We start from the raw sequence: 25,495 nt of genomic DNA, 5'->3' as shown, positions 1-25,495 counted from the left end.
GCTAATATGAAGTTTTCAAACTCAGTCGATCTGCCTCTAGGGATCGAGGTATTTTGGCCCCCGCCCTGTTTCGGCAAACATGGTCAGTGCCGGATGAAACACCACGGGCGCCCGGCTTTTGGTAAGCCAACCAAGGATTTCCTCTGTTCCTGAACCATGGGTGAGCCCCCGAGCAACTGGTGCAAGGCGGCGTTGCAGGGTTTGAGTGGACTTACCGCGCCCTTCGTTCAAAGGATCCGCCCAGAAGTTTAGAACTCGGTCTGCCAGACCATGACTGCCGCGTTCCAAAAGGTCGACGGTTCGACTTGATGTCAGGTCGCTCCATTTCCGTGTGGAATTCCATTCTGGTGGCGGTGGTGAGGGGAAGGCCCAATAGCCGCCGATGACTTGTTGCCAACGTCTTGCCGCGCGTGCGAGCGTTGGCAAGTCAGGGATCGGGTGGTAAAAACTGTACCCCTCGGCCCAATCAGCGGTAAGGCCCATCGCGCGCAATAGCGAAATCACATCCGTTGGACGCTCTGACAGCTGGGACATCGCATTGTTGATTCCCTGTAAACCCGGGGCAAAAATGTCAGCCGCTTCATAAAGGCCGGTGGCAAGGTTGGACAAATCGCGCAGAACACGACCCCGGCCACTTGCTTGAAACTCTTCCACAAGCGCCAGCATCCGGTCGAAATAGGGATTCAATGGGGCCAACGCGAGCCCGTAATCATCCGTCGGTAAAGCGGGGTCGGGCATGTCCGGCTCTGAATATTCCAGCCCGAACTCCTGACGGATACCCGCCGCATAGCGGAGCCTTTCATAGGTCAGCTCGCGGGGGCCGTGATCCAGATAGGGGGCGATCAGGCCCAGAACCTCATGATCACCCTCAAAGCTCATACCCGTTGCCAGAAGAGCGAATTCAAGCGCTGCTGACTGCATTCCAATTCGAGACGAGCTGTTCACGACGCGAAGAGCTATGTCGCGAAAGTCCTTATCGCGGAGTCGGTTAACGAGCTCTTCGAATTCAAACTCGGCATAAATCTCTAGGAGCATCCGGCCTTCCAGTTCGGGCCTTTGTTGTGCCTCTCTCAGCACGGTATCTGCTGGCAACAAATTGAATAGGCTTCGCGCCATGGACCAATGACCGCTCTGCCAGTTGTGGCACAGGATCAGGATGCCAACTTCGCTTGCCGGATCATAGGCGCCTTTCAATCCTTCGCGTATGATATGCGTTGCCTCGCGGCGCTGGCCCTGCTCCAACATCGCTCGCAGGTCTTTGACTGCGCGACTATCTGGTGCGGCCACATAACCGCGACCTTTGACGATCCGTGCTCGTGCCGTCGCGGCCTTGGACTCAACCTGTACAAGGTCTTCGGGGGGAAGTTCAGAACCGCTGTCCAGCCCAGTGGCGCCGTATTCCCGTTGTTTGGTTTCTTGCACCGGGGCCGAGCGCTGGCCGCGAGCTTGACGGATCAGGTCCTGCGCGTCGATTGGCAGCTCTTTCAACAGCTGTTCGGGGAAGCGTTCAGCCAGTGAGGGATTGATGCTTGGAGGGGCTTCTCCGACGCGCATAAGCTGAAGCGAATGGTACAGGAACAGCAGCGGATCGCGGTCGGCGTAATACGCACAGGCCGCGCGGTTGACCTGCGCGGTTTCGATGGGGCTTTGGCTGTAGGTCGGTTCCAACAGGTCCCGCCGCATATCGGCCTTATGGGTCAGTTGACCTTCGGTGGCGGCGTCCATCAGCCAGGATTGCAGGCCAAGATCCGCGACGATTGTGCCTGCTTCGCTGCTGAGGTCACCCAGCCCAAGCGCCGGTGCAACGATGCCGTTCAGGTTGTCGGCGTTTATCTCGCTTAGAACCAAGCCGTAATTGGCAATGCCACGTAGGTGTACTGGCAGGCGCGATGTGATGGCCCGGTTCACGATGCCCGCGGCAATCGGGTCATTCTCGTCTTCGGTGACTTCGGCCAATCGGCCCTCGGTCTGCACCTCGTCAATCAGCAGCCGCAATTTCAACGGATTGCCCTGACAGCGCAAAATGATCTGATCGCGGAATTCCTCGGGGATTCCGGCCTCATCCAGCGTTTGATTGACCAACTCGTCTTCGATCTGGTCGAGCTTGATGTATTCGCCCCGTCTTGGGTGATCTTCGCCGAAAATCGGCCCGCGACCGGCTGAGATGATCGATACTTCGATCTGTTCCTTTTCGACAAAGCGATCCAGATCGTTCATGAGGTTATTCACGAAGGTCGCGCCCTGACCATGCAATACTTCGAGCGTATCCAGCAGGATAACCAGGCGCAGACCGGCATCAGCCACCGCATTGATCATCGCCCGGATCAACTGACGCGGTGTAAGGTCCGAGCTTTCGTATATCTCCCGTGTGACCTGTTCGGAATAGCGCAACCGCAATTTGCGGAGTTCGGGGGCCGCTTGGGGTATTGCGGTACCGATCTGACGCGAGATCTCTTCAAAGATTGGACCGGTCTGCAATGAAGGCTGATCGAAATCCAGCCGGATCAGGATGACGTCTTCGCGTTCGCTTGTAATCTGGATGATGCGTTCCAGCAGGTAGGATTTTCCGATCCCGTACTGACCTTCGATATGCAGGGTTTTCAAAGGGGCCGAGCGCATAGGGTGGTCGATCCAGCGTTGAATCTTGTCGATTTCGCTGACACGCCCCACGAATTTTTCACCCAGGCGCTCTTTTGACCGGCGCTCGCGTCTGAGCAGGTTCAATCGGCTGCGCAGCCTGAACAGGCGGTCATATCCTGGCGCTTTTTGGCCTGCACGCTCTAACGTGACAAGGTGCTGCGACAGGTTTTGTTCATCTGTTTCCGCCTCGATAAGGTGATCCAGAGCGCCCGGTGCGAACCCCTCTTGGCCCGACAGGGCCTGCACGATCTCGGACTGCGTGGTGGCCGAGTCGAACTCTTCCATCTCAGACAATTCGCGATGTCGGGCGGTCAGGCGGAGAATCCATTTGGTCGAGTCGCCCGACTTATCAACATGGCTCAGCTCACGAAGGGATGACATCAGCCGCGCCCGCAGCACGCGGTTGCGGTATTCATCCTCGCTCAGCACCTCGCGCATAAGCTGCCGTGGTTCAAATGCCCCGCGAAGGGCGGCGGCGCGCAGCAGGCGCGAACGGAGTTCTTCCTGCGCCTCGTTCATCCTTCTATCTCCAGAAAGCGTTTGGCCTCTTGGCGAACACGGGTGACAACGGTTTCCAGATGTTCGCCATCGAATTCACCTGTGTTGTCAGGGCTCAACCCGGCCAGAGCAGAGTCCACCATTGCCCGTCGAGCAGCCGGTGTCAGCTCTTTTGCCGGGTCAAGCGAAGTGATCATGCTGTTAATTGTAGCCTCAACATCGCTACGTGTGAATGGTCCCAGCTCTTCCACCAATAGGCCGCTGCGCTGCGCGCCGTCGACAGCGCCGACATTGGCAAAACGCAGGGGCGACAGGCGATAGGTCTCATAGCCTGCGAGGATCAGGCGCAGATTCTCGGATGTGGGCAAGCATTTGGCGATATGCTCGAACTGTACCTGGGCACGTGGTGAGAGCCCTTCGGGCGGGTTGTCGAAATAGATCCACCATGTTTGCCCTGCGGTTTTGGCGGCCTGATCCATGTCAGCAATCAGGGTCTCCACGCGGCTGCCTTCGAATGCAACATCGGTAGTCTGGGCGGCGGTTGTTCCAGCAGCAGCGTCTGGCGAGGCGACGGTCCCGTTGGCCTTCTCGGCAAGATCAGCAAGCAAATCGTCCGTATTCAGGGTCGGCCCCAATCGGATGCAACGATGTTGCGGCGCGGCGTTAGGTGCTTCTTGCATCAGCAGATAGGATTCCAGCATGTCATAGCTGAATCCGAGACCACGAATAGACGTCGTATCCTCGCGCCTGATCCAGATCCCACGCAGTTTGGATTTGGGATGATCCAGCATATGGGCAAGCCCGGATACGAATTGGTTGCGGCCGATGATGATGGTCCCGTCAATGTCGCGGCTCAGCGACCACATGTCCCGCTGTTTCGAGTTCTTGCTGATCAGATCTTGGAAGTCGGGGTCATCGTGGAACTGCTCGAAAGGGACAAGCCGTTTGGTTGTCTCCCATTTGCCCTGGTGGATGCCCAAAAACCTGAATTGGCTGTCAAAACCGGGGCCACCGGATGACCCGCCGGATGTGTCGATGTCATGAGGGAACCGCTTGGCGCCAGGTTCTCGGTGCACTTTGCCGGGCATGAACCCCTTGGTGACACCTTCGGGGTAGTGGACCAATGTGAACAGGTCTGCACCCTCAAAATCGGGGGGATCGCCGGTCACATCGACACTGCCATAGGTATGCCCCAGCGGCAGGAATATCCGCAGCAGCGCGATGTCCACCTCATCGCCCGGCGGCAGGTTTCCGGCCTTTTCACTGTTGTGATAGGGCCAAAGCTTTACGCATTTTGCAGCATACCGCTTTTCGTCCGAGGCAAGAATCTCAAGGCGTGGATCAACCCCGGCGGGCACGGTGCTAAGAGCATCCAGGACATGGGCTGCGGTCAGCACAAGGTTCGGGGCCACAAACGCTCCAGAACCTTCGAATGTGTTGTTGATCCAGATCTGACAGCGAAAGCTTTCAGCGCGCGGGGCAAAATCGCCCAATGCAGCAAAGTCGAACGAATTATTCGCCGGTGTGCCGATCAGGGTGCCGTCAAACCGAGCGATGTTTTCGGCAAAAATCAGGTTACGGTCGCGCGGCACAGGGTCCGCGCCGCGCGCGCGCAGAAAATTGAGGAACTGCTTGACCTTCGCAGCGTCGACCAGAATTTCCAGCAAGACATCGGCAAGCGTTTCGCCGATATCTTCGTCTACACTTTCCTCGACGGCTTCATAATTCACCGGGTCATCAGGGTCGGGAAACAGCGCAGTCAAAGCATGACGCACAATCGGTTCATGCTTTCGGATTGCAATCCGGATATGCGCTGCATTCACCATCCGTGGCTTATCCCATGCCCAAATAGGCGCTGAGGGCCGGTTTGTCCGACAATGCGGTGTCCAGCCCCGAGGTCGGGGCGTCTTCGCCAACCATGGCCTCGGCCCCACCATCGCTTTCGACGATACGCTTCCGGGCCCCGCGACGATAGCTGAGCCAGATGATCTCATTGGCGTAATCGGCCATGTCTGGGGTAATTTCTCCGGCGGCCTCGCTGTCTGTTCCCGCAAGATGCGAGACCAGAATGTTCAATGTCGGGGTTGCATTCGGGTCGGGTGCTGCCGGACTTTCAGCGCCTGTTGGCAGTGGCGCATTCAGGACCGCCTGGGCATTGATGATGCCCGCGCCAAGATCGGTGGCGCCGTTCCAGACGGCTGGCTTGCTCATCCCGTGTTTGGCACAGTGCAACCACATCGCCTGAACGGTGGTCCCAGCATTCTGGGCCTTTTGCAACAGCGCCGCCCGACCGCCGTGATGTGCGACCCACAGCGCTGCAACGCCTCCAGTCATTGAGGTGGCAAGCGTGGTACCCTGGCTGGCGCGGATACCCGAGTTTGGGTCGGTCGCCTTGTTCTTGGCCGCGCCCCACACGTTTTCGCCATAGGCCGAAAAGCTGACCTCGGGGCCACGCCCAGTTTTGCGCCAGGGGCGTCTGTCGGGCTGCAGTGCAGCGACCGCTGTGCAGATTTCCAGTGATGCATAGGCGGCGGGAAAGACCACGTTCGGATAGCAGTTGCCCGCGGCGCAGACGATGACCAATCCGGCCTGTACCGCATTGCGCAACGCCTGTTCCGTCGAAGAGACCCGTACCGGCCCGCCAAGCGCCATCACGATGACATCGGCGTTTTGGCTGACCGCATGAGAGATTGCCGCAGGAATACGCAGCTGGGTCATGTCGATCACCGATTTGATCGCCCGGATTGGCAGAACCTTGGCCGCAGGGGCCGTACCGGTTATCGCCCCCGGCGAGGTGGTATCGCCATTCATATCGGCCCCGCCCCGCGATCCGACGACCGAGGTGACAAGCGTGCCATGACCGGGATGTTTAAGGACGCCGCCTGAAAACCGGTCACGCGCATCCCCGTTCCCTTCGACAAAATTCCACATGCCGTTGGTTTCGATCACGCCCGCCAGTTCGCTATGGTCGGAATAGCCCGTGTCGATCACCGCGACCTTGCTGCCCTGACCCCGGGTGTGCTGCCAGGCCAGCGGTGTCTTGATCCGTTTGTGGTGCCAGCCATAGGGCCGAGAGTTGTCACGCTTGGTTTCGCAGAAACTGAGAAAGCTCTCCGTACCCACATGTGCCGCGCCATACAGGCTGTCTGGCAAGACCGGGTTGGCCTCGGCTACGTCCAGCGCCATACGGAGGGCACGGCCAAATGCAAAAACCTCACGCTCTTGGCCTTTTGGATTGATCTCGGGGAATTCAACAAAGAAAAATCGATCCGCATCTGCGTCGAAGACCGCTTGGGTACTGGTGGCAACATCAGGAAGTGCACTACCCACACGTTCTTGAATAGCCGACAAGGATTGGGGTGTATCCGAGACCACTTCAATGACTAGCGGATCGCCGTCGAGCGAGACATCGGACCTTGTTAGGGCGTCATATTCCTGCATGGCAAATATCCTTATACAAAAGCAAAAGATGGTTGGGCGCATGGGCCACCGCCGTAAGCGCCAGCGCGGTCAGCAACAGGGAGAATGCGCTGGCGCGGGGGTCGGGGCGAAGAACGGCGCGCTCCGACAGGATGATCACAGTCAAAAAGATCATGACGGCAAAGTCGTGGGTCCCTAGCATGACAAGCATCATCGGCAAGCAAGAGGTGATGCAATCGCGCGCATAGGTCAGCCCAAAGATCAGCACATCGCGGTCGGCACTTGGACCAAAGGCGGCCAGGACCGGACGGCTGTGGCATTTCCTTAATGCGCTGCGTTTTTGCGGGCTGAACTGCCATGCTACGGCGCACAGGCAAGCCAACGGCGCAAACACGGTTTGGTGCAGAACCGGCGCCAGAAGAAACGCAGCAAGCGCGCCTGCGACCAGCCAGGCCAACAGATATGGCAGAACAAACAGAAGTGCCGCGCGTGATCTTCGATCTGCGAAGCTGCGCGCGCGGACATGTGCGATCTGCGGAACAAGCGTTGGAAGCATCATCGCCAGAACCATCGCCGGCCAATGCAATGAGGGCGCGGGCACCAAAGCAAGCCAAAGCCATGCAAGCGCGGCCACGCCAAGTGTCGTGCGTATTTCGATATCGGCCTGTCCAAACAGGCGAGGGCGATCTATTCCGGTAGCCGACGCCATGGGCGATCAGTCGAAATAAAGGTTTATGCGGCCGATCTCAATGTCTGGCTGCTGTTCTGTTGGGGCGATCTGTTCCAACCCCGGTACTTGGCCAAAGGCCTCGCTGTCATCAAACATCCGTTGAAACCGGATTTGCAACCTGTTGGCGTCGCCTTGGCTCAGCCCCAGTGCAAAGGCCAGCTTTGTGATCTCGTAAGTCACCGCAAGGCCGTTGCCGCCATGTGGGCCGTCCGGGTTGCTTGCCTGTTCAAGGCCAAACGGCGACAAGGTGCCGATAATCGCTGGCGGCAAAGCGTCATCCGGAAGATCCAGCATGACGCGGTAAGATCCGGGCATGCCACGGCCCTTGATCCCCTCAAGATGCAGGTGAACGCGCCGGGTGGTGCCGGGGGCCTCGGCGCCGGAAATCAGCGCGACTGAAGTGTCGAGCTTTACGCCGGCAGTGGTCATTGCACCACGCAACTTGACCGGAGCTTCGCTTGCGCCGGCAAGCTCGGGTTCCTTGCCTGCCATGACGAACTCCTCTGCTGGAATGGCGGGTTCTACTGCGGGTGGAACGCCGTCATATTGAAACCCGTGCAGGACGCTTGTGCTGTCCAGCATTTCTTCGCTGTTGAAGGTGAATGCCGCGCCATCGCCATCATGCATCGAGAATGTCTGGCCAGTGCGCCACAGTGGCGAGGGTGGGGCGACATGGCTCGGGTCGGCGTTGCGCCAGACTTCCCATAGCCGATCAATGTTGCAATGGTGCAGCCAGAAAATCGGATCAAAGGCCGCAGTGGCCGGATTTGCCATAAAACCGCCAGAGCCCCCAATCCAAACGTGTATGTCGTTATGGGGCGTGCTTTCCAATGCGCCATTGTCCCCACCGCCGGGGTGAAACCCGGTTTGCGGGCCACCAAACCCTGATGAGAATCCGGGCGTATCATTGGTGAAATCTTCATGATCCAACGCATCCAGCGACACCACGTCGTCCGGAAATCCGAAATCTCCATTCACCACTACACGTCGGCGGGAAAACAGGAAGTTGCGCGTGCCGTCTGACTTGGTCGGCTCACGGAACGCCACAGGAAGGCGGCGCGCATTCGGGTTTTCTGACAGGGGTTGGGAATAGTCCCAATAAGGCAGCGCCCAATCCTGCGGCCCGCCCAGATCGGCGATGGCTTTGCCGACGACGGCCTCAAATGCGGTGATATATCCGCGGTGCCAGGGCAGGAAGAACCAGCTTTGGTGCTGGCATTGGTTCCAGAATTGTCCGGAACCGGGAATGTTCGGAAAATTCTGCGGCTGCCCATGAACTGCGCCCATGAAAAACCACGATGTCGGGTCTTCCAGATCTCGGTCCCAGAGAGCTTCGACAGCACGCTCATACCAGATCAGAGTTTCGTCGTTGGCTGGCAGGGTCCAAACGTTTTTGCGGATTCTTGTGGCCATAACAATACCTCAAACTGCAAATAAATCTTGGAATCTAATAATGCGCCGAGTGTAACACTTGCGTGGTTTTATGTTAACCAAAATGAATCCAAGCCAAAGCAGGGTAGGCCTGGCAGGTGTTGACTGTGCCAATGTGCGTTTCCCAGATAAGATGAATTCAGGGTGACGCGTGGCCTTTCGCTTGCGTTCTAAGTCAGAGGCGCCAGTTACTGTATATTTGTGAATTGGACGGCCGCAGCTGCAGTGGGCACACATGCCGAGTACCCGAAAACAAGGGTGAATTCGAGTAACAGTGAAATAATTCTTGCAACCGGTTGCAAAGAGAATCATTGTGGTGTCGAAAAAAGGGATTCGGGGGCGCGGGATGCTAAAAGTAGGATTGCTGGGGGCTGGGCGCATTGGGCGTGTTCACGCGCAGGCTATTGCGGCGCATCCCTACAGTGAACTGAGCGCGGTGTCTGATGCACTGCCCGAAGCTTCGGCGCGTTTGGCTGAGGAATTCGGGGCCAGTGCGCGACAGTCACAAGAGATTATTTCCGATCCTTCGATAAATGCAGTGCTGATCGCCACGCCGACGGATACGCATTCCGACCTGATCGAAGCGGCCACTCAAGCCGGAAAAGCGGTATTGTGCGAGAAGCCGGTTGATTTGAGCCTTGATAGGGCTGTCGCCTGTCAATCCGTTGCAAAAGCCACCGGCCAGCCCGTCATGGTCGGTTTTAATCGTCGATTCGACCCGAATTTTGCTGCTTTGAAGGCCGCGTTTGAGGCTGGTGAGGTCGGCAAGGCCGAGTTGTTGTCCATTACATCTTTCGACCCAGCGCCGCCACCGGTGAGCTATGTCAAAGTATCAGGAGGGCTGTTTCGGGACATGATGATTCATGATTTCGACATGGCGAACTTCCTGATGGGTGACCTGCCGGAAGTAATCTCGGCAGTGGGCACATCGGTTGTTGACCCCGAAATCGGTGCCGTAGGTGATGTGGACACGGCGGTCGTGACAATGACTTATGCAGATGGCCGGATCGCTGTGATCAAAAACTCTCGGCGTGCGGCTTATGGGTATGATCAGAGGGTTGAACTGTTGGGATCAGAAGGGATGCTTCAGGCGCAAAATATCCTTGAAAACTCAGTAGTTAAGTCAACTTCGAATGGCGTGACCGGTGCCAAGCCGACTTACTTTTTCCTTGAACGCTACATGTCTGCCTATCGCGCCGAATGGGATGCATTCGTTAGGTCAGTAAATTCTGGATCAGGGGTGCCTGTAACTCTGGACGACGGTGTCGCCGCGCTTGCTATGGCCGAGGCCGCAACCCGTTCTGCGCAGTCCGGACAGTCGATGGTTTTGGCCAAAGTTTTGAAACCGGTTGCAAAATGATCGGATATGCGGAAACTTGGGGCAGCTTCGCCCCGGATCGGGGCGAAGAAGATTCGGTTTAATCGGAAGATTGGGGCCAAGACCCCAACACACTGTTCAAACGGGAGGAGAAACCATATGAATAATTTCTTTAAAGGCGCACTGGCAGCTGGTGCACTGGCGATGGCCACGCCTGCATTCGCGCAGGAGATCGTCGTTGTGTCTCATGGTCAGGCCAATGACGCCTTCTGGAACGTCGTGAAAAACGGCGTTGAGCAAGCGGGCAAGGATGTCGGCGTGAACGTGGAATACCGCGCACCCGAGACCTTTGACATGGTTGCGATGTCACAGCTGATCGACGCCGCCGTGAACCAGGAACCGGACGGGTTGATTGTCTCGATCCCGGATGCCGATGCGCTTGGCCCGTCAATCGAACGTGCTGTTGCTGCCGGAATTCCAGTGATCTCGATCAACTCGGGTTCGGACGTGTCCAAACAGCTGGGCGCATTGCTGCATGTCGGTCAGGACGAGTTTGATGCGGGCAAGGCCGCAGGCGAAAAGCTGGCTTCGATGGGTGGCGCGAATGCGATCTGTGTGAACCACGAAGTCGGAAACGTGGCGCTTGACCTGCGTTGCGCCGGTTTTGCCGAAGGCTTTGGTGGCAGCGTAGAAGTTCTGCCGACCTCGAACGATCCTTCAGAAATCGAAGCGAAGGTCTCGGCCGCTCTGGCCGCGAATGACGCTGTCGACACAGTCATGGCGCTGGGTGCAAGTTCGGCTGGTGAACCCACGGTAGCGGCTGTGAAAGCATCGGGCCGTGATGTGAACGTGGCCTCGTTCGACCTGTCTGCGAACTTCTTGCAGTCCATCGCCGATGGAGATGCGGCATTTGCCATTGACCAGCAGCAGTATCTGCAGGGCTATCTGTCTGTGAACTTCATGGGCCTGCATGCCAAATACGGTCTGATGCCAGGTGGCAACGTGCCATCGGGTCCGAACCTGATCACACAGGACAAGGCAGCCCAGGTTATCGACCTATCGGCACAGGGTATCCGCTGATCCGTTTGGGACAGTGAAAAACAGAAACGGCGCCAGGTGCGCCGTTTCAACCGAATTGGGAGGGAAACATGAGTGAGTCAGCGCCCGTCACTACGGACGAACGCGTAAAGAAAGAACCGTTTCTGACCAAGCTGATGAAACGTCCAGAGCTTGGTGCCATGGCCGGTGTGGTCCTGGTGGTCATTTTCTTCGCGCTCACGGCAGACGATTCCATGTTCACGCTGGCTGGAGTTATGAACTTCATGACGCCTGCGGCACAGCTGGGTATCCTGGCTATCGGAGCGGCGCTGCTGATGATCGGGGGTGAGTTTGACCTGTCGATCGGTTCGATGGTTGCCTTTGCAGGCTTGTTCTTTGGTGTCTGCGTGGTGACTTGGCAGTTACCTCTGATCATTGCGATCCCGATGACATTTGTTTTTGCGGCCTTTGTTGGGGCGGTGAACGGCAATATCGTCATACGGTCGGGCCTACCTTCTTTTATTGTAACTCTGGCTTTCCTTTTCATTCTGCGCGGTCTCTCACTGGTGGGTCTCAAAGCAGCCACTGGCGGGTCAACCCAGCTGCGTGGCGTGCGCGATGTAGTCGAAAACGACTGGCTGGCCCCGTTCTTCTCGGGCGAAGCTTTTGCCGGTTTGTTTGCCTGGCTGGCTGCAAACGGATTGATCGATACATTCAAAAACGGGGCGCCGAAAGTACCGGGCATTCCGGTCGAGATTCTGTGGTTTATCGTTCTGGCCCTAGCGGCGACCTATGTTTTGCTGCGGACCCCAGCTGGAAACTGGATTTTTGCCGCCGGTGGCGACAGCAATGCGGCGTCGAATTCTGGTGTGCCGGTGAGCCGTATCAAAGTGTCTTTGTTCATGCTAACCGCCTGCTGTGCGGCGCTGGTCGCAATCATCACCGTGATCGACGCGGGATCGACCGATGCGCGCCGTGGCTTCCAGAAAGAGTTTGAGGCCATCATTGCGGCGGTGATCGGAGGTTGTCTGCTGACCGGTGGCTATGGATCGGCCATCGGGGCGTTCTTTGGCGCGATCATCTTTGGCATGGTGGTCATCGGGCTGACTTACACGGATTTCGATCAGGACTGGTTCCAGGTGTTCCTGGGCGCAATGCTTCTGATCGCGGTATTGTTCAACAACGCCATCCGCAAACGCGTAACCGGGGAGCGCTGATATGACTGAAGACAGCAAGTTCCATCACGGGGATGCGGTAAAGGATGTTGCGCCGATCGTGCAAATGAAGAATATCGAAAAGCACTTTGGTAACATTATTGCCCTGGCAGGCGTCAGCTTTGACGTCAGGCCTGGCGAATGCCACTGCCTGCTGGGCGACAACGGTGCCGGAAAGTCGACCTTCATCAAGACCATGTCCGGAGTTCACAAACCCACCAAGGGCGAGATCTTTTTCGAAGGCAAACCGCTGCAATTTGACACGCCACGCGATGCGATGGAGGCGGGCATTGCGACCGTGTTTCAGGATCTGGCGATGATCCCGCTGATGAGTGTGACGCGGAATTTCTTCATGGGTCGCGAACCGACCAAGGGCAAGGGATTGCTGAAACGGTTCGATATCGACCAGGCCAATGAGGTCTGTATGGCCGAGATGCGCAAGATGGGTATCAATCTGCGCGGGCCGGATCAGGCCGTTGGAACCCTGTCAGGGGGCGAGCGTCAGACGGTTGCCATTGCCCGGGCGGTTTACTTCGGGGCCAAGGTTTTGATCCTTGATGAGCCGACGTCGGCACTTGGGGTACGTCAGACATCGAATGTTTTGGCAACCATCGACAAGGTGCGTAATCAGGGCGTGGGTGTGGTGTTTATCAGCCATAACGTGCGCCATGCGCTGGCAGTGGGTGATCGCTTTACCGTGCTCAATCGTGGCAAGACGCTGGGCACGGCCACACGTGGAGAGATCACACCCGAGGAATTGCAGGACCTGATGGCCGGAGGTCAGGAAATGGCCCAGCTGGAAGGCTCTTTGGGCGGAACGGTTTAACCGTTCCCCCGTCTGGGCCACAGGCCCCTATTTTCGAAATTGCAGGAATGGCCGAGATGGCCTTGTGTTGAAAGGTATCACTATGGGCAACACAGTCCGACTGACCGCAGCGCAAGCTTTGGTGCGCTATCTGGGCGCGCAGATGAACGAAGCTGGCAAGCCCTTTATCGCCGGTGTCTGGGCCATTTTTGGCCATGGCAATGTGGCCGGGCTGGGCGAGGCGCTGCACGGCGCGAAAGACAGCCTGCCAACCTATCGCGGGCAAAATGAACAGACAATGGCACATTGCGCGATTGCCTACGCCAAGCAGACGCGGCGGACGCGGGCGATGGCGGTGACCTCATCCATTGGACCAGGGGCCACCAATATGGTCACCGCGGCGGCGTTGGCGCATGTGAATAGGTTGCCGGTTCTGATTATCCCCGGCGATGTGTTTGCCACCCGCGGGCCTGACCCTGTGTTGCAACAGATCGAAAGCTTTGGTGATGGTACGGTTAGTGCCAATGACTGTTTTCGCCCGGTCAGCCGGTACTATGATCGCATCTCGCGGCCTGAACATCTGTTGACGGCCTTGCCCCGCGCCTTTCGCACCATGACCGACCCGGCCGATTGCGGGCCTGTGACGTTGGCCTTTTGCCAGGATGTTCAGGCTGAAGCCTATGACTATCCCGAGAGTTTCTTCGAGCCGAGGGTCTGGTATCAGCGCCGCATTCGCCCGGATGAGGCGGAGTTGGCCCGTGCGGTGGCTGCGATCAGATCAGCCAAACGTCCCGTTATCGTTTCCGGAGGTGGCGTGCATTACTCCGGAGCGACGGATGTGCTGCAGAGCTTTGTGGAATCCCACAATATCCCGATCACCGAGACGCAAGCCGGGAAATCGGCGCTGGCTTGGGATCATCCGTTGAACCTTGGCCCGGTTGGTGTAACCGGTGGTGAACCGGCCAACGCCACCTGCGCCGAGGCCGATCTGGTGCTTGCTGTTGGGACGCGGTTGCAGGACTTTACCACCGGGTCCTGGGGGCTGTTTTCCAATCCGAATCGCGAGATGATCTGCCTGAATACAGCCGCCTATGACGCCGAAAAACACGGCGCAATGCCGCTGCAAAGCGATGCGCGTGTCGGGTTAGAGGAACTTGGCGAAGCCTTGCACGGCTACCGGGCCGACCCGGTGGCGGACACGCTGAAGGCAGATTGGTTTGGCAAGGTGGATGCACTGACCGACGCGCCCGGTGACGGAAACGCGTTGCCTACGGATATGCAGGTAGTGGGTGCGGTGCAACGCGCCTCGGACAATAACACGGTAGTCATGTGCGCCGCGGGCACGATGCCAGGTGAGCTGCACAAGCTGTGGAAAGCGCCCCGCCCCGGTGCCTATCACATGGAATACGGGTTCAGTTGCATGGGCTATGAAATCGCCGGTGCAATGGGCATCAAGATGGCCCAGCCTGATCGCGACGTCATCTGCTTTACCGGTGACGGCACCTATATGATGGCGAACTCCGAAATGGCGACGGCAGCGATGATGGGCATCTCCTTTACTGTCGTCGTGACCGACAATCGTGGATTTGGCTGCATCAACCGTCTGCAAATGGGCACCGGCGGGGCCGAGTTTAACAATCTGCTGGATCATGCGGTGCACGAAACGCCCTCGGCCATAGACTTCGCTGCGCATGCGGCGGCGATGGGGGCGACCTCGGTCAAGGTGGGCTCGATCGTTGAGCTGGAGCAGGCATTGGCCAAACGTGGCGAGGTCACCGGCCCCTATGTGGTCGTCATAGACACCGATCCGTACCCGTCGACCGAATATGGCGGCACCTGGTGGGAAGTGGCCGTGCCCGAGGTCAGCATCCGCCCGGAAGTGAATGAAAAGCGCGCAGCCTATGAGGTTGCCATCAAGGAAAGAAACACGAAATGAGCGTGAAGATCGGCATCTCTCCGATTGCATGGCAGAATGATGATCTGCCGGACCTGACCGCGGCTTACACGATGGAACAGGCCCTGAAAGAGGCGCGCGAGATCGGCTATACCGGCGTCGAACGCGGTCAGCGGATGCCCGGCGATACCGAAGGTCTGCGCGCCTATCTCGACACCAATGATATCGTCCTGTGTGGCGGTTGGTGTTCTGGGGCTTCTCTGGTTAACGATTTTGCCACCGAGCGCGAGGCCGTGCGCGCGCAGGTCGAACAATTCGTAGCGCTCAACAGCCCGTGCATCGTCTATGCCGAATGTTCGAACACCGTGCAGGGGCAGATCGGGGTCGCGGTTAATGACCGGGTGAAACTGTCCCGGGATGAGGTGTTGGCCTATGCCGCCAAAATCACCGAGCTGGCCAAATGGATGGCTGATCAGGGCATGCCGATGGCCTATCACCACCACATGGGCACGATTATCGAAAGCGAAGAGGATGTGAACTGGTTGATGGAAGGGTCGGGCCCCGAGGTCGGCTTGTGCTTTGATACCGGCCACTTGCTGTTTGGTGGCGGCAACGTGATGGCGACCCTCAATCGGTGGGGTGACCGGGTGCATCACGTCCATTTCAAGGATATCCGTCCGGCGGTCGTACAGGATGTGCGCGAAAACAACCGCAGCTTCCTGGATGCTGTCGTCGCGGGAGCGTTCACTGTGCCTGGCGATGGTTGCATTGATTTTCAAGCCGTGGCGAATGCGTTGAAATCTATGGGTTATAGCGGCTGGATCGTGGTCGAGGCCGAACAGGACCCCGCCAAGGCCCCACCCCAAGAGTATTCCAAGATGGGCTACGACCACATTGTCGATGTCTGCGCTCAGGCAAGATTGGAGATCACCAACTAACAAACCGCCCCAAGGGGCAACACCAAGGCCATGAAGAAGGAGAAAATCATGGTAAGTCAAAGAATTGGATATGTCGGGTATTTTGACCGGGAATCCTGTGATCTGGACGAATTCAAGGTGTTGACCTCTCGGAAACTGACCTCGGACATGGTTCCGCAGGCCGCGATGATCGAAAAGAACGTCCCCGTCTATGACATGAATGCCCTGCGTCCCGCGCTGGAAGATACAGGGCAACGGCGCGCTTTGATGGCGGAATGGGGCCATGTGCTGAACCAATCCGCCGGGGTGATCGCGCTGAAAGGGGCCTATCAGGATCTGTCGGTGATCGACCGGGCGACCGAGGTTTTTCGGCAGATCATCGACGAGGAACGCCAAAGCGGCGAAGGCGAGGGTGATCATTTTGCCGCCTCGGGTGCGAATGACCGGATCTGGAATGCGCTGCAAAAGCACTGCCTGCGCGATCCGGAAGGTTTCTCAAAATACTTCGGCAACGCTGCTGTTGCCACCGCCTGCGAGGCATGGCTGGGGCCGAACTATCAGGTCACGGCTCAGGTCAATCAGGTCCGCCCCAGCGGCAAGGCACAGCAGGCGCATAGGGACTACCATCTGGGCTTTCAGACCGCTGAAAGCGCTGCCCGGTACCCTGTGCATGCACATCTGCTGACGGCGGCGCTGACCTTGCAGGGGGCAGTGGCACATTGTGACATGCCGGTGGAAAGCGGGCCCACCAAACTGTTGCCGTTTTCACAGCTATATCCAGCCGGATATATTGGCTTTCACGACCCCGCGCACAGGGACCACTTTGAGAAGAGCTATGTTCAGGTGCCGTTGAACAAAGGCGACGCGGTATTCTTCAACCCCGCGCTGTTCCACTCGGCCGGCGAGAACCGCAGCACGGATATCGACCGTATGGCGAACTTGTTGCAGATCTCATCCGCTTTTGGTCGTGCGATGGAGGCCATCGACCGCCGGTCCATGGCGCTGGCCGTACTGCCGTCACTGGTGGCCTTGAAGCGAAGCGGCGAGCTGACTGGGTCCGAGCTGGACGCGGCCATCGCGGCGACTGCCGAAGGCTATCCGTTTCCGACAAATCTGGACACAGATCCCCCGATTGGCGGTAATGCTCCGGAAAGCCAGGCGGATATCTTGCGGCGTGCGGTCGCCGAAGAATGGACGCCAGAGCAACTGACCTCGGCACTTTCGGCGTTGAAAACCCGACAATCCGCCTGACGTTACGAACCGGGCCGGCGCGCCCAGAAAGGAGGCCCCATGGCCAACCTGCTCAGGAAACCACGCGGCCCCTATGGCAAGGTGCATGACATCACCCCTGCCTCTGCGGGATGGCGTTATGTCGGGTTCGGTCTTTACCACCTACGCGCAGGCGACAGGGCGACCGAAGAAACCGGTGACAATGAGGTCATACTGGTCATGGTCGAGGGCAAGGCGCATATCACCGGGGCCGGGCAGGATTGGGGTGTGCTGGGTGACCGCATGGATGTCTTTGAAAAGACGCCGCCGCATTGTCTGTACCTGCCCAACGGAACCGATTGGCAGGCCGTGGCGGAAACCGATTGTGTTGTGGCCGTGTGTTCAGCCCCCGGCACAGGTGGCCACCCGGCGCGACGGGTCGGGCCGGGTGGCATCACACTGACCGTACGCGGGAAGGGTGTGAATACCCGCTATATCAACAATATCGCGATGGAGGCCGAAGACGTCGCTGACAGCCTGCTGGTGACCGAGGTCTTCACGCCCAATGGCCACTGGTCCTCCTACCCCAGCCATCGCCATGATGAAGATGACTTTCCTCGCATAACCTATCTGGAAGAGACCTATTACCACCGTCTGAACCCCTCGAACGGGTTCGGCATTCAGCGGGTCTATACCGATGATGGCGATCTGGACGAGGCTATGGCTGTATCTGATGGCGATGTCGTGATCGTCCCGCGCGGGCATCATCCCTGCGGTGCGCCCTATGGGTTTGAGATGTACTACCTGAACGTCATGGCCGGCCCGTTGCGGAAATGGCGCTTTGTAGCCGCCCCCGAAGTAGAATGGATCATGGAGCGTGACGCATGAGCGCGAATTTTGCGAATTACCCCGGTCTTGCGGGAAGAACAGTTTTTATCACCGGCGGGGCCGGTGGGATCGGCGCCGAAACGGTTCGCGCCTTTGCCGCCCAGGGGGCCAGGGTCGGGTTTGTTGATCTGAACGCAGATGCGGGCCAAGCGCTATTGGCGGAACTGGACGGGCAGCATGCCTTTGCCCAATGCGATCTGCGCGACATTGAGGCATTGCAGGCCGCGTTCGAGCGGCTGGTCGCCGCGCTGGGCGAGGCGGATGTTCTGGTCAATAACGCCGCCCATGACGAACGCCACGACTGGCGCGAGGTGACGCCGGAGTATTGGGATGACCGAATGTCCACCAATATCCGCCATATGTTCTTTGCCATCCAGTCGGTGGCCCCGGGCATGATCGCTAAGGGCAAGGGGGCCATCGTCAACCTGGGCTCGAATTCCTGGTGGGAATGCGGGGCGGGATTCCCGGCCTATGCCACCGCCAAATCTGCCGTTCATGGCCTGACCCGTACCATGGCGCGCGAGTTGGGCGACCATCGCATCAGGGTGAACACGGTAGTTCCGGGCTGGATCATGACGGAGAGGCAAAAAGAGTTATGGGTGACACCCGAGGCGCTGGCCAAGCAGGTGGATCGTCAATGTCTGCCGGACCCGATTGAGCCGGTCTATGTGGCGCGCATGGTCCTGTTTCTGGCCTCGGACGACGCGGCCATGTGCAGCGCGGGGAACTTCATGGTCGAAGGCGGCTCGATCTGAGGTGATGCCGCTTGGCGATGCGCTTCCGGTCGACTGGTAACTTGACGCCCTAATGCTGCGGCGGGGCGCCAAAGGCACGGATCACGGTGCGGGCAGCTGCCTCAACCGGGTCGTGCGTTTCCTTCAGGATCGTGACGCGGTCAAACCGTTCAGGATCACGATTGACGGCTTCACGCATGGCATTTCCGAATGCCATACGCAGCTCGGTTCCTATGTTGAACTTGCAGATCGAGGTCTCGCGCGCCAGCTTCATACGCTGCTCTACCGGCACACCGGACCCGCCATGAATGACCAAAGGCACTTCGGTCACGGCATCGATTTCGGCGATACGCGCCTCATCCAGGCCACCTTCTTTGTTTTGCTGCAAGTGAACATTGCCAACCGAAATCGCCATCGCGTCGACGCCGCTTTCGCGTGCAAACTTCGCGGCTTCCTCGGGGTCGGTACCATTTGAGCCTTCGCCACCGGAATACCCCACAAAGCCGATCTCTCCCTCGCATGAAATCCCGGCCGCATGGGCTATCTCGGCAATGGCCGCAGTCTCGTTGATATTCTGCTGCAAGGGTTTGCGCGACCCGTCGAACATCAGCGAGGTAAAGCCGCTGTCCAACGCGATCTTGCAATCCTCGAACGTATATCCGTGATCCAGATGGGCGACGACCGGGACCGAGGCATTCTCGGCCAGATAGCGGAACATCTTGCCCAGAATGGGCAGGGGTGTGTGCTCGCGACAACTGGGACCGGCCTGCAGGATCACGGGCGCGTTCTCAGCTTCGGCAGCGGCCACATAAGCGCGCATGTCTTCCCAGCCCAGGGTCACCAGACCACCGACGGCATAGCCCTGATCATAGGCAGGTTGCAGAACGTCTTTCAGTGTGGCGAGGGTCATTTGAATTTTGCAATCATGTCTTTGATGCCCGGTATGGTTTCGATCTGATAGGCATGGGTGGGCTGGAAATACTGGACCAGCGAGCGTTGGGTCAGGCCGCCGAGGATCGTGAAATAGTACATCTCATACCCCGGCAGGACGCAGCAGGGGTGATAACCCTTGTCGATACAGACGGTCGATCCGTCCATGATATGATAGGCGTCGCCCGGTTCGTTATCCTCGCGCTGCAGCATCTGCAGGCCCGAGCCCCAGTTGGGTTTGAAACGGAAATTATAGGTCTCGTCATGGCGGGTTTCATCCGGCAACCGGTTGGTATCGTGTTTGTGGCTGGGAAACCCCGACCATCCCCCCTGACCCACGGTGTACAACTCACTCACCAGCAGACGGCCCACCTTGTCATGCTGTTTCTGGCCCAGGATGTGCTTGATCTTGCGGTGGGTTTTGGTGTCGTCGCTGCCGTATTGCACCAGATCGTGCTGGCGGACATCGAACGGGTCCAGCACCTTGTCGTATCTGGCGCCCGCGATGAAGACTTCGGTGTGGTCCGAGGCGCAGACGATCTGCACCTTGGCGCCAACGGGTGCATAAACGCCCTCTGGCTCTCCATCCCAGACATCCTCTCCTCGGTTGCCCAGTATGGCAAATTGCACGCCTTCGACATCCACATCGACCGTACCTGTGGCCGGGACGATGCAGGTCTCATACCCCGGCACTTGATATTCGAACGCCTCGCCCTGTTTCAGTTTGACGATGTTGAAATAGTTCAGGGGCACCATTGGGTCATCGGCATCCACGATGGGTTTGTTCTGGTTCTCATAGGGGGCGATATGCATTGGGATCTCCTATGCCGTGGGGCCGGGATGGGTGGCCAGAAACGTGTCCAGCTGTTCGGTGGTCGGCATAGCGGGCGCGCAGCCGGGTTGAGACACGACGATCGAGGCGCAGGCCGAACCGCGCATCACCGCGTCCTTCAGCGAGTACCCCGCTGCAACCGAGGCCAGTAACCCGGCCATGAAACTGTCACCTGCGCCATTCGGCTTGACGGCAGTCACCGGATAGATGCCTGTCTGAAATTCCTGCCCGTCCATCAGCGTGATGGCGCCTTTTTCACCCATTTTATAGATCACCACGCGGCCTGGTTTGGCCGCCAGTTCCTGCGCCTTGGCAAACCCTTTGTTTATCCCGCCCGCCATGAAACCGAATTCTTCGTCATTGCCTACGATCAGATCACTGGCGTCACCGGCGCGGGACAGGACCTCGGACGCGACTTCGGGTGAGGGCCAACTGTAAGGGCGATAGTCTATGTCAAAAATTACGGGCACACCGGCCTTGCGGGCCGTGTCGATGGCCCGGAATGTGGCGCTGCGCGAAGGCTCGGCCGCAAAGACGGTTCCGGCCGAGATCACAGCCGAGAAGGAGCTGAAATCTACCTGGTCCATATCCTCTTCGGTGACTTGGAAATCGACTGCGCCATTGCGGTAGATGACATTCTGGAAATCTTCTGTCCGGCTTTCGTAGATTGCCAGCGACATGCGGTATTCGCCCCTTACAACCCGTATGTTGGACGTATCGACGCCGTAATGCGCCAGCCGGTTCAGGCAGAACCGCGCGACCGCGTCGTCAGATACCGAGGTGATCAGCGACGCTTGACTGCCCAGCTTGACCAGACCCACACATATATTTGCCGATGAACCGCCCAGATCGGCCCGGAACGCGTCGGCATCCTCACTTTTCTCGCCGATGGGATCGGCAAACAGGTCCATGCCCGCACGACCCAAGACGCCAAAGCGGTTTCCTTTGATACCGTCCATCAAAGCGGTCACGTCATTTCCTCCGGCGAAAAGGGTCGGCAAGGTGTGTTGATCCTTGCGTTGAATCGATTCACACGATACTGATTTTGCAACCGGTTGCAAATGATATGTGCGAGGCCGCGGCAGATGCCTGAAATTGGAATTGGAATTGTTGGCGGCGGCTATATGGGCAAGGCCCACTCCGTCGCGATGTCAGCGGTAGGTGCGGTGTTCGACACCGCGCTGCGCCCGCGGCTTGAGGTGATCTGTGCCTCGACATCTGCAAGCGCGGAAGTCTATCGCGCCGCCTACGGGTTCCAGCGCGCCACCGATGACTGGCGCATGCTGGTCGAGGATCCAAAGGTCGAGGCCATTGTGATCGCCTCACCTCAATCGACACACCGTCAAATCGCTGAGGCGGCGTTTGCCCTTGGTAAACCGGTGCTGTGCGAAAAACCCTTGGGGGCGTCCTTGGACGACAGCCGCGCGATGGTGGCGGCAGCCGAGGCCACAGGTGCAATCAACATGGTCGGGTTCAACTATATCCGTACGCCCGCTAGCCAATATGCGCGTCAGCTTATTGCTGAAGGGGAAATCGGTCAGGTCACATGGTTCCGTGGCGAACATACCGAGGATTTCTATGCCGACCCCGAGGCCCCAGCAACCTGGCGCACAACGGGAATGGCCAATGGAACCATCGGCGATCTTGCTCCGCATATGGTGAATGGTGCGTTGGCGCTGATCGGGCCGATCACTCAGGTTATGGCCGATGTGGAGACGGTGCACCGGCATCGCCCCGGCGGCGAAGTTACCAATGATGATCACGCGCAGATGATGTGCCGTTTTGAAAGCGGGGTCATGGGCAACCTCTATTTCAGCCGTGTCGCAACGGGTCGCAAGATGGGCTACGCCTATGAAGTCTCGGGTACCAAAGGTGCGATCCGGTTCGATCAGGAGGACCAGAATGCCTTGTGGCTGTATCGCCGCGAAGGTCCCGAAGCTGCACGCGGTTTTACCAAGATCCTGACAGGCCCTGCGCACCCGGATTACGAACCTTTTTGCCAGGGTCCGGGGCACGGCACAGGATATCAGGATCAGATCATTATCGAGGCCAAGGATTTCCTGCAGGCCATCCATTCTGGGCAGAATATCTGGCCCACCTTCCGCGATGGGCACGAGGTGAACCGCGTTCTGGCGGCTGCATTGGCATCGTCAGACGGGCGGCAATGGACAGATATCAGCGATTTCTGAAAGCTCACCACCCAATTTCCAAAGAGAGACTAAGACCATGACTAAGCTGAAATGGGGCATGATCGGTGGCGGTGAAGGCAGCCAGATTGGCCCTGCGCACCGCCTTGGCGCACAGGCCGATGGGCTGTTTGAGTTCGCTGCCGGAGCGTTGGACCACCGCCCCGACGTGGGACGTGAATATGCACAGCGTTTGGGCGTTGCAACTGATCGCGCCTATGGCGACTGGCAAGAGATGCTAGCCGGTGAAAAAGACCGTAGCGACCGCATCGATCTGGTTACCATCGCGACACCGAACTCGACCCATTTTGAAATTGCCAAGGCCTATCTCGAAGCGGGTTTTAACGTTCTGTGCGAAAAGCCGATGACGATGACCGTGGACGAAGGCGAAGAGATCGTGCGCATCGCCGAAGCATCGGGCAAGCTATGCGCCGTGAATTATTGCTATTCGGCTTATCCGATGGTGCGCCAGGCACGTGCAATGGTGAGGGTCGGGGATATCGGCAAGGTGCGTCTGGTCGTGACGAATTTCAGCCACGGCCACCACGGGGATGCCACTGACGCCGACAATCCACGCGTGCGCTGGCGGTATGATCCGGCGATGGCCGGTGTCTCGGGGCAGTTCGCGGATTGCGGTATACACGCGCTGCATATGGCCAGCTTCATTTGCGATGATGAGGTCACGTCGCTGTCCGCCGACATGGCCTCGACCATCTCAAGCCGCGTGCTGGAGGATGATGCCATGGTCAACTTCCGGACAGAGCGTGGCACCGTCGGGCGCTTGTGGACTTCGTCCGTTGCGATCGGGCGCCAACATGGGTTCGACATTCAGGTCTTCGGTGAAACCGGCGGTCTGCGCTGGACCTCGGAACAGCCCAACCAGTTGCTCTATACACCGGTCGGCGGCCGCACACAGATCATTGAAAAGGGCGAAGGTGGCTTGTACGAGGACGCCCAGCGCCTGTCGCGGGTGGCCATCGCACATCCTGAAGGGTTTCCCTTGGCTGTGGCCAACATCTATTGCGATCTGGCCGATGCCATTCGTGGCGAAACCCGCGACGGGTTGCCAGGCGCAGCGGATGGGGTGCGGTCTATCGCAGCGGTCCATGCTGCCGTTGCGTCGGGCAATGAAGACGGAGCCTGGAAGGATGCGCGCCCCCCTATGTTCCGCTGACTAGGCGCGGGAGCGCAGCGTGCCCCTTTCGACTACGCGGCAGGGGAAAATGCGGGCCTCGGGATAACGCTCGGGGTCTTTCAGCATTTCTTCCACCAGATCCACAGACGAGGTGATGATTTGCTTGATCGGTTGGTGGATGGTTGTCAGATTTACGCTTTCCCAACGCGACATCTCCATGTCATTCAGGCCGATGATCCCGATATCCTTGCCCGGTTTAAGCCCGTGATCCGACAGGGCGGACAGCGCACCGACGGACAGAATGTCATCGCCGCAGAAATAGCTTTCGGCTGGTTGACCCTTTAGCAGATCCAGCATTTCCGCGCGCCCCGCCTCAAATGAATAGGCCCCGGCGAAAGAGTATGTGACCTCAAGACCAGGGTGCTTTTCGGCCTCTTCCATAAAGCCCTGATAGCGATCCATGGCCGAGGTCGCATCCTTTGGCCCGCCCAGATATCCAACACGCCGATAGCCCCGCGCCTGCAGCTCGCGGGCTGCCATGCGACCACATTCGACATTGTCGATCCCGACGACATGTACCTCTGGTGAGGTCGCCGAGCGCCCGAACGTATGCACAACCGGAACACCGGCATCGTGAAACGCCTTGGCGAAACTTGGCGGCAGGGTCGAAGAGGCCACGATGGCAGCGTCAACAGAATACTGGCGCAGCATCCGAACGGAATTGGCAGGCTCGGTCTCATCGGTCAGGTTCACGATCAACGGGCGCAAACCGCGTTCCTGCAAGGCGCGCGTGAATTGATCGAAGACTTCAAGGAAAATCGGGTTGTGAAAGTTGTTCGAGATCAACCCAATCAGTTTTGTCCGCCCCGTGGTCAGGGACGAGGCCAGGGCGTTTGGGCTGTAACCCAGTTCCGCCGCGGCCTTTTCCACCTTGCTTCGGGTTTTTGCCGAAACCGAGGCACCCTCGGTAAAGGTGCGCGACACGGCAGAGCGCGACACCCCGGCCAGAGCTGCGACGTCTTTTAGGGTGACGCTCATGTTTCGTACCTGCAGAAGAAAGGTGGGATGACAGACATTTTCATGTCGTGATACTAAGCCAGTTAGTCTGGTGGCTGCAATCGGTTGCAAATGATTGCTCGTTTGACGCGGGGCCCGGTTTATTGACCCCGAGCAGCTTCTCACCAATCGATTCTTTCTGACGGGAGATCAGGTAAATCTGCCGTCGCGCACCGTAAATCGGTCCGCGATTTGACACATTTCCGCCCAAAATGATCGAAAATTCGCCCTAAGCGGGAATTTCTTTTCGTTTGTGGGGAGGTTTCGGCACCGCCTCATCAGTAACGATTTAGTTAACGGGGGTGTGTTCCTCGTGTCAGTGCGGGATTTCGCACTTTGGTAAAACAGTCTGGAGTTCAAGTAATGTTGAATGGAATTCGCAAAGTATTTCTGAAGCTACGCAAAGACGAGCGCGGCGCGACCCTTGTTGAATATGGCATCGCGCTGTTTGTTGCGATTGTCGTCGGCGGGACAATTCTGACCAATTTGGCTGGCACGACCAGCAGCAACTTTAGTGATGCAAACTCGGCAGCCAAGCGGACAACAACCCCTTAAACGGCGGGCCGATTTTTCTAGCATTAAAAATCTGACTTCCCACTCGCAAGCGTGGGGCGTCAGTT

21 protein-coding genes are annotated in these 25,495 nt (G+C 58.2%); 12 read left to right on the top strand and 9 right to left on the bottom strand.

Annotated features, from left to right (window positions below):
- Nucleotides 1-36: 36 nt before the first annotated feature.
- Genes AC2FLB_RS09715 through AC2FLB_RS09695 form a run of 5 tightly spaced genes read right to left on the bottom strand, consistent with a single transcriptional unit; the run spans nucleotide 37 to nucleotide 8,701 of the window.
- Nucleotides 37-3,159, bottom strand: a complete 3,123-nt coding sequence (locus AC2FLB_RS09715) for an ATP-binding protein (protein WP_496709155.1) — start codon at nucleotides 3,157-3,159, stop codon at nucleotides 37-39.
- Nucleotides 3,156-4,964: a S1 family peptidase gene (locus tag AC2FLB_RS09710; RefSeq protein WP_496691730.1), complete on the bottom strand. Its 1,809-nt coding sequence runs from the start codon at nucleotides 4,962-4,964 to the stop codon at nucleotides 3,156-3,158. Before AC2FLB_RS09710 ends, AC2FLB_RS09715 begins: the two co-directional genes overlap by 4 nt.
- 7 nt (nucleotides 4,965-4,971) lie before the next feature.
- On the bottom strand, nucleotides 4,972-6,579 hold the full coding sequence (locus AC2FLB_RS09705) for a S8 family peptidase (RefSeq protein WP_496709154.1): 1,608 nt from the start codon (nucleotides 6,577-6,579) through the stop codon (nucleotides 4,972-4,974).
- On the bottom strand, nucleotides 6,566-7,267 hold the full coding sequence (locus tag AC2FLB_RS09700; RefSeq protein WP_496709153.1) for a copper chaperone: 702 nt from the start codon (nucleotides 7,265-7,267) through the stop codon (nucleotides 6,566-6,568). The genes AC2FLB_RS09705 and AC2FLB_RS09700 overlap by 14 nt, the downstream gene beginning before the upstream one ends.
- Before the next feature lie 6 nt (nucleotides 7,268-7,273).
- A complete protein-coding gene (locus AC2FLB_RS09695; protein WP_496691727.1) occupies nucleotides 7,274-8,701 on the bottom strand; it encodes a tyrosinase family protein in 1,428 nt (475 codons plus the stop codon).
- 364 nt (nucleotides 8,702-9,065) lie between these two features.
- Between AC2FLB_RS09695 and iolG the strand changes: the two genes are divergently transcribed.
- From iolG to AC2FLB_RS09650, 9 genes are all read left to right on the top strand, one after another.
- Nucleotides 9,066-10,079 carry an inositol 2-dehydrogenase gene (gene iolG, locus AC2FLB_RS09690; RefSeq protein WP_496691726.1) on the top strand — a complete coding sequence of 338 codons (1,014 nt, stop codon included), beginning with the start codon at nucleotides 9,066-9,068 and terminating at the stop codon, nucleotides 10,077-10,079.
- Nucleotides 10,080-10,196: 117 nt separating this feature from the next.
- The gene (locus tag AC2FLB_RS09685; protein ID WP_142635704.1) at nucleotides 10,197-11,117 is read left to right on the top strand and encodes a sugar ABC transporter substrate-binding protein; all 921 of its coding nucleotides are present in this window, start codon (nucleotides 10,197-10,199) and stop codon (nucleotides 11,115-11,117) included.
- A 68-nt stretch (nucleotides 11,118-11,185) separates the two neighbouring features.
- The gene (locus AC2FLB_RS09680) at nucleotides 11,186-12,292 is read left to right on the top strand and encodes an ABC transporter permease (protein WP_142635706.1); all 1,107 of its coding nucleotides are present in this window, start codon (nucleotides 11,186-11,188) and stop codon (nucleotides 12,290-12,292) included.
- A gap of 1 nt (nucleotide 12,293) precedes the next feature.
- Entirely contained in the window at nucleotides 12,294-13,115 is an 822-nt protein-coding gene (locus AC2FLB_RS09675; RefSeq protein ID WP_142635708.1) for an ATP-binding cassette domain-containing protein, read from the top strand.
- Between the two features lie 82 nt (nucleotides 13,116-13,197).
- Complete coding sequence (gene iolD / locus AC2FLB_RS09670) at nucleotides 13,198-15,030, top strand: 3D-(3,5/4)-trihydroxycyclohexane-1,2-dione acylhydrolase (decyclizing) (protein WP_496709152.1); 1,833 nt, start codon at nucleotides 13,198-13,200, stop codon at nucleotides 15,028-15,030.
- Complete coding sequence (gene iolE / locus AC2FLB_RS09665) at nucleotides 15,027-15,926, top strand: myo-inosose-2 dehydratase (RefSeq protein ID WP_496709151.1); 900 nt, start codon at nucleotides 15,027-15,029, stop codon at nucleotides 15,924-15,926. The genes iolD and iolE overlap by 4 nt, the downstream gene beginning before the upstream one ends.
- A 48-nt stretch (nucleotides 15,927-15,974) precedes the next feature.
- Nucleotides 15,975-17,156, top strand: a complete 1,182-nt coding sequence (locus tag AC2FLB_RS09660) for a phytanoyl-CoA dioxygenase family protein (protein WP_496700782.1) — start codon at nucleotides 15,975-15,977, stop codon at nucleotides 17,154-17,156.
- A gap of 39 nt (nucleotides 17,157-17,195) precedes the next feature.
- Nucleotides 17,196-18,002 carry a 5-deoxy-glucuronate isomerase gene (gene iolB, locus AC2FLB_RS09655; RefSeq protein WP_496709150.1) on the top strand — a complete coding sequence of 269 codons (807 nt, stop codon included), beginning with the start codon at nucleotides 17,196-17,198 and terminating at the stop codon, nucleotides 18,000-18,002.
- Nucleotides 17,999-18,757 (top strand): SDR family NAD(P)-dependent oxidoreductase, encoded by a 759-nt coding sequence (locus AC2FLB_RS09650; RefSeq protein WP_496709149.1) that lies wholly within the window; start codon nucleotides 17,999-18,001, stop codon nucleotides 18,755-18,757. Before iolB ends, AC2FLB_RS09650 begins: the two co-directional genes overlap by 4 nt.
- Before the next feature lie 49 nt (nucleotides 18,758-18,806).
- Here the strand turns inward: AC2FLB_RS09650 and AC2FLB_RS09645 are convergent, their stop codons facing one another.
- The 3 genes from AC2FLB_RS09645 to iolC are packed head-to-tail and all read right to left on the bottom strand — an operon-like array spanning nucleotide 18,807 to nucleotide 21,457.
- A complete protein-coding gene (locus AC2FLB_RS09645; RefSeq protein WP_496709148.1) occupies nucleotides 18,807-19,646 on the bottom strand; it encodes a class II fructose-bisphosphate aldolase in 840 nt (279 codons plus the stop codon).
- Nucleotides 19,643-20,479, bottom strand: coding sequence for a 5-deoxy-glucuronate isomerase (locus tag AC2FLB_RS09640; protein WP_496709147.1), 837 nt, complete (start codon nucleotides 20,477-20,479; stop codon nucleotides 19,643-19,645). Before AC2FLB_RS09640 ends, AC2FLB_RS09645 begins: the two co-directional genes overlap by 4 nt.
- A gap of 9 nt (nucleotides 20,480-20,488) precedes the next feature.
- The gene (gene iolC / locus AC2FLB_RS09635) at nucleotides 20,489-21,457 is read right to left on the bottom strand and encodes a 5-dehydro-2-deoxygluconokinase (RefSeq protein ID WP_271948662.1); all 969 of its coding nucleotides are present in this window, start codon (nucleotides 21,455-21,457) and stop codon (nucleotides 20,489-20,491) included.
- Nucleotides 21,458-21,583: 126 nt separating this feature from the next.
- Between iolC and AC2FLB_RS09630 the strand changes: the two genes are divergently transcribed.
- Together AC2FLB_RS09630 and AC2FLB_RS09625 are read left to right on the top strand one after the other, a co-directional pair.
- A complete protein-coding gene (locus AC2FLB_RS09630) occupies nucleotides 21,584-22,687 on the top strand; it encodes a Gfo/Idh/MocA family protein (protein ID WP_496706315.1) in 1,104 nt (367 codons plus the stop codon).
- Between the two features lie 37 nt (nucleotides 22,688-22,724).
- Nucleotides 22,725-23,858: a Gfo/Idh/MocA family protein gene (locus AC2FLB_RS09625; protein ID WP_496709146.1), complete on the top strand. Its 1,134-nt coding sequence runs from the start codon at nucleotides 22,725-22,727 to the stop codon at nucleotides 23,856-23,858.
- Here the strand turns inward: AC2FLB_RS09625 and AC2FLB_RS09620 are convergent, their stop codons facing one another.
- On the bottom strand, nucleotides 23,859-24,857 hold the full coding sequence (locus AC2FLB_RS09620; RefSeq protein WP_496709145.1) for a LacI family DNA-binding transcriptional regulator: 999 nt from the start codon (nucleotides 24,855-24,857) through the stop codon (nucleotides 23,859-23,861).
- Nucleotides 24,858-25,238: 381 nt separating this feature from the next.
- Here AC2FLB_RS09620 and AC2FLB_RS09615 point away from each other — a divergent pair, with 381 nt between their 5' ends.
- Entirely contained in the window at nucleotides 25,239-25,430 is a 192-nt protein-coding gene (locus tag AC2FLB_RS09615) for a Flp family type IVb pilin (protein WP_496676410.1), read from the top strand.
- Nucleotides 25,431-25,495: the final 65 nt, after the last annotated feature.

The organism is Ruegeria sp. CDSA236 (assembly GCF_059611285.1).
This window is presented reverse-complemented; position numbering and strand designations above follow the sequence as displayed.

Bases quoted from the DNA above. Each gene is read 5' to 3' on its own strand.
- AC2FLB_RS09715 (WP_496709155.1), bottom strand. From the start codon at position 3,159: ATGAACGAGGCGCAGGAAGAACTCCGTTCGCGCCTGCTGCGCGCCGCC.
- AC2FLB_RS09710 (WP_496691730.1), bottom strand. From the start codon at position 4,964: ATGGTGAATGCAGCGCATATCCGGATTGCAATCCGAAAGCATGAACCG.
- AC2FLB_RS09705 (WP_496709154.1), bottom strand. From the start codon at position 6,579: ATGCAGGAATATGACGCCCTAACAAGGTCCGATGTCTCGCTCGACGGC.
- AC2FLB_RS09700 (WP_496709153.1), bottom strand. From the start codon at position 7,267: ATGGCGTCGGCTACCGGAATAGATCGCCCTCGCCTGTTTGGACAGGCC.
- AC2FLB_RS09695 (WP_496691727.1), bottom strand. From the start codon at position 8,701: ATGGCCACAAGAATCCGCAAAAACGTTTGGACCCTGCCAGCCAACGAC.
- iolG (WP_496691726.1), top strand. From the start codon at position 9,066: ATGCTAAAAGTAGGATTGCTGGGGGCTGGGCGCATTGGGCGTGTTCAC.
- AC2FLB_RS09685 (WP_142635704.1), top strand. From the start codon at position 10,197: ATGAATAATTTCTTTAAAGGCGCACTGGCAGCTGGTGCACTGGCGATG.
- AC2FLB_RS09680 (WP_142635706.1), top strand. From the start codon at position 11,186: ATGAGTGAGTCAGCGCCCGTCACTACGGACGAACGCGTAAAGAAAGAA.
- AC2FLB_RS09675 (WP_142635708.1), top strand. From the start codon at position 12,294: ATGACTGAAGACAGCAAGTTCCATCACGGGGATGCGGTAAAGGATGTT.
- iolD (WP_496709152.1), top strand. From the start codon at position 13,198: ATGGGCAACACAGTCCGACTGACCGCAGCGCAAGCTTTGGTGCGCTAT.
- iolE (WP_496709151.1), top strand. From the start codon at position 15,027: ATGAGCGTGAAGATCGGCATCTCTCCGATTGCATGGCAGAATGATGAT.
- AC2FLB_RS09660 (WP_496700782.1), top strand. From the start codon at position 15,975: ATGGTAAGTCAAAGAATTGGATATGTCGGGTATTTTGACCGGGAATCC.
- iolB (WP_496709150.1), top strand. From the start codon at position 17,196: ATGGCCAACCTGCTCAGGAAACCACGCGGCCCCTATGGCAAGGTGCAT.
- AC2FLB_RS09650 (WP_496709149.1), top strand. From the start codon at position 17,999: ATGAGCGCGAATTTTGCGAATTACCCCGGTCTTGCGGGAAGAACAGTT.
- AC2FLB_RS09645 (WP_496709148.1), bottom strand. From the start codon at position 19,646: ATGACCCTCGCCACACTGAAAGACGTTCTGCAACCTGCCTATGATCAG.
- AC2FLB_RS09640 (WP_496709147.1), bottom strand. From the start codon at position 20,479: ATGCATATCGCCCCCTATGAGAACCAGAACAAACCCATCGTGGATGCC.
- iolC (WP_271948662.1), bottom strand. From the start codon at position 21,457: ATGGACGGTATCAAAGGAAACCGCTTTGGCGTCTTGGGTCGTGCGGGC.
- AC2FLB_RS09630 (WP_496706315.1), top strand. From the start codon at position 21,584: ATGCCTGAAATTGGAATTGGAATTGTTGGCGGCGGCTATATGGGCAAG.
- AC2FLB_RS09625 (WP_496709146.1), top strand. From the start codon at position 22,725: ATGACTAAGCTGAAATGGGGCATGATCGGTGGCGGTGAAGGCAGCCAG.
- AC2FLB_RS09620 (WP_496709145.1), bottom strand. From the start codon at position 24,857: ATGAGCGTCACCCTAAAAGACGTCGCAGCTCTGGCCGGGGTGTCGCGC.
- AC2FLB_RS09615 (WP_496676410.1), top strand. From the start codon at position 25,239: ATGTTGAATGGAATTCGCAAAGTATTTCTGAAGCTACGCAAAGACGAG.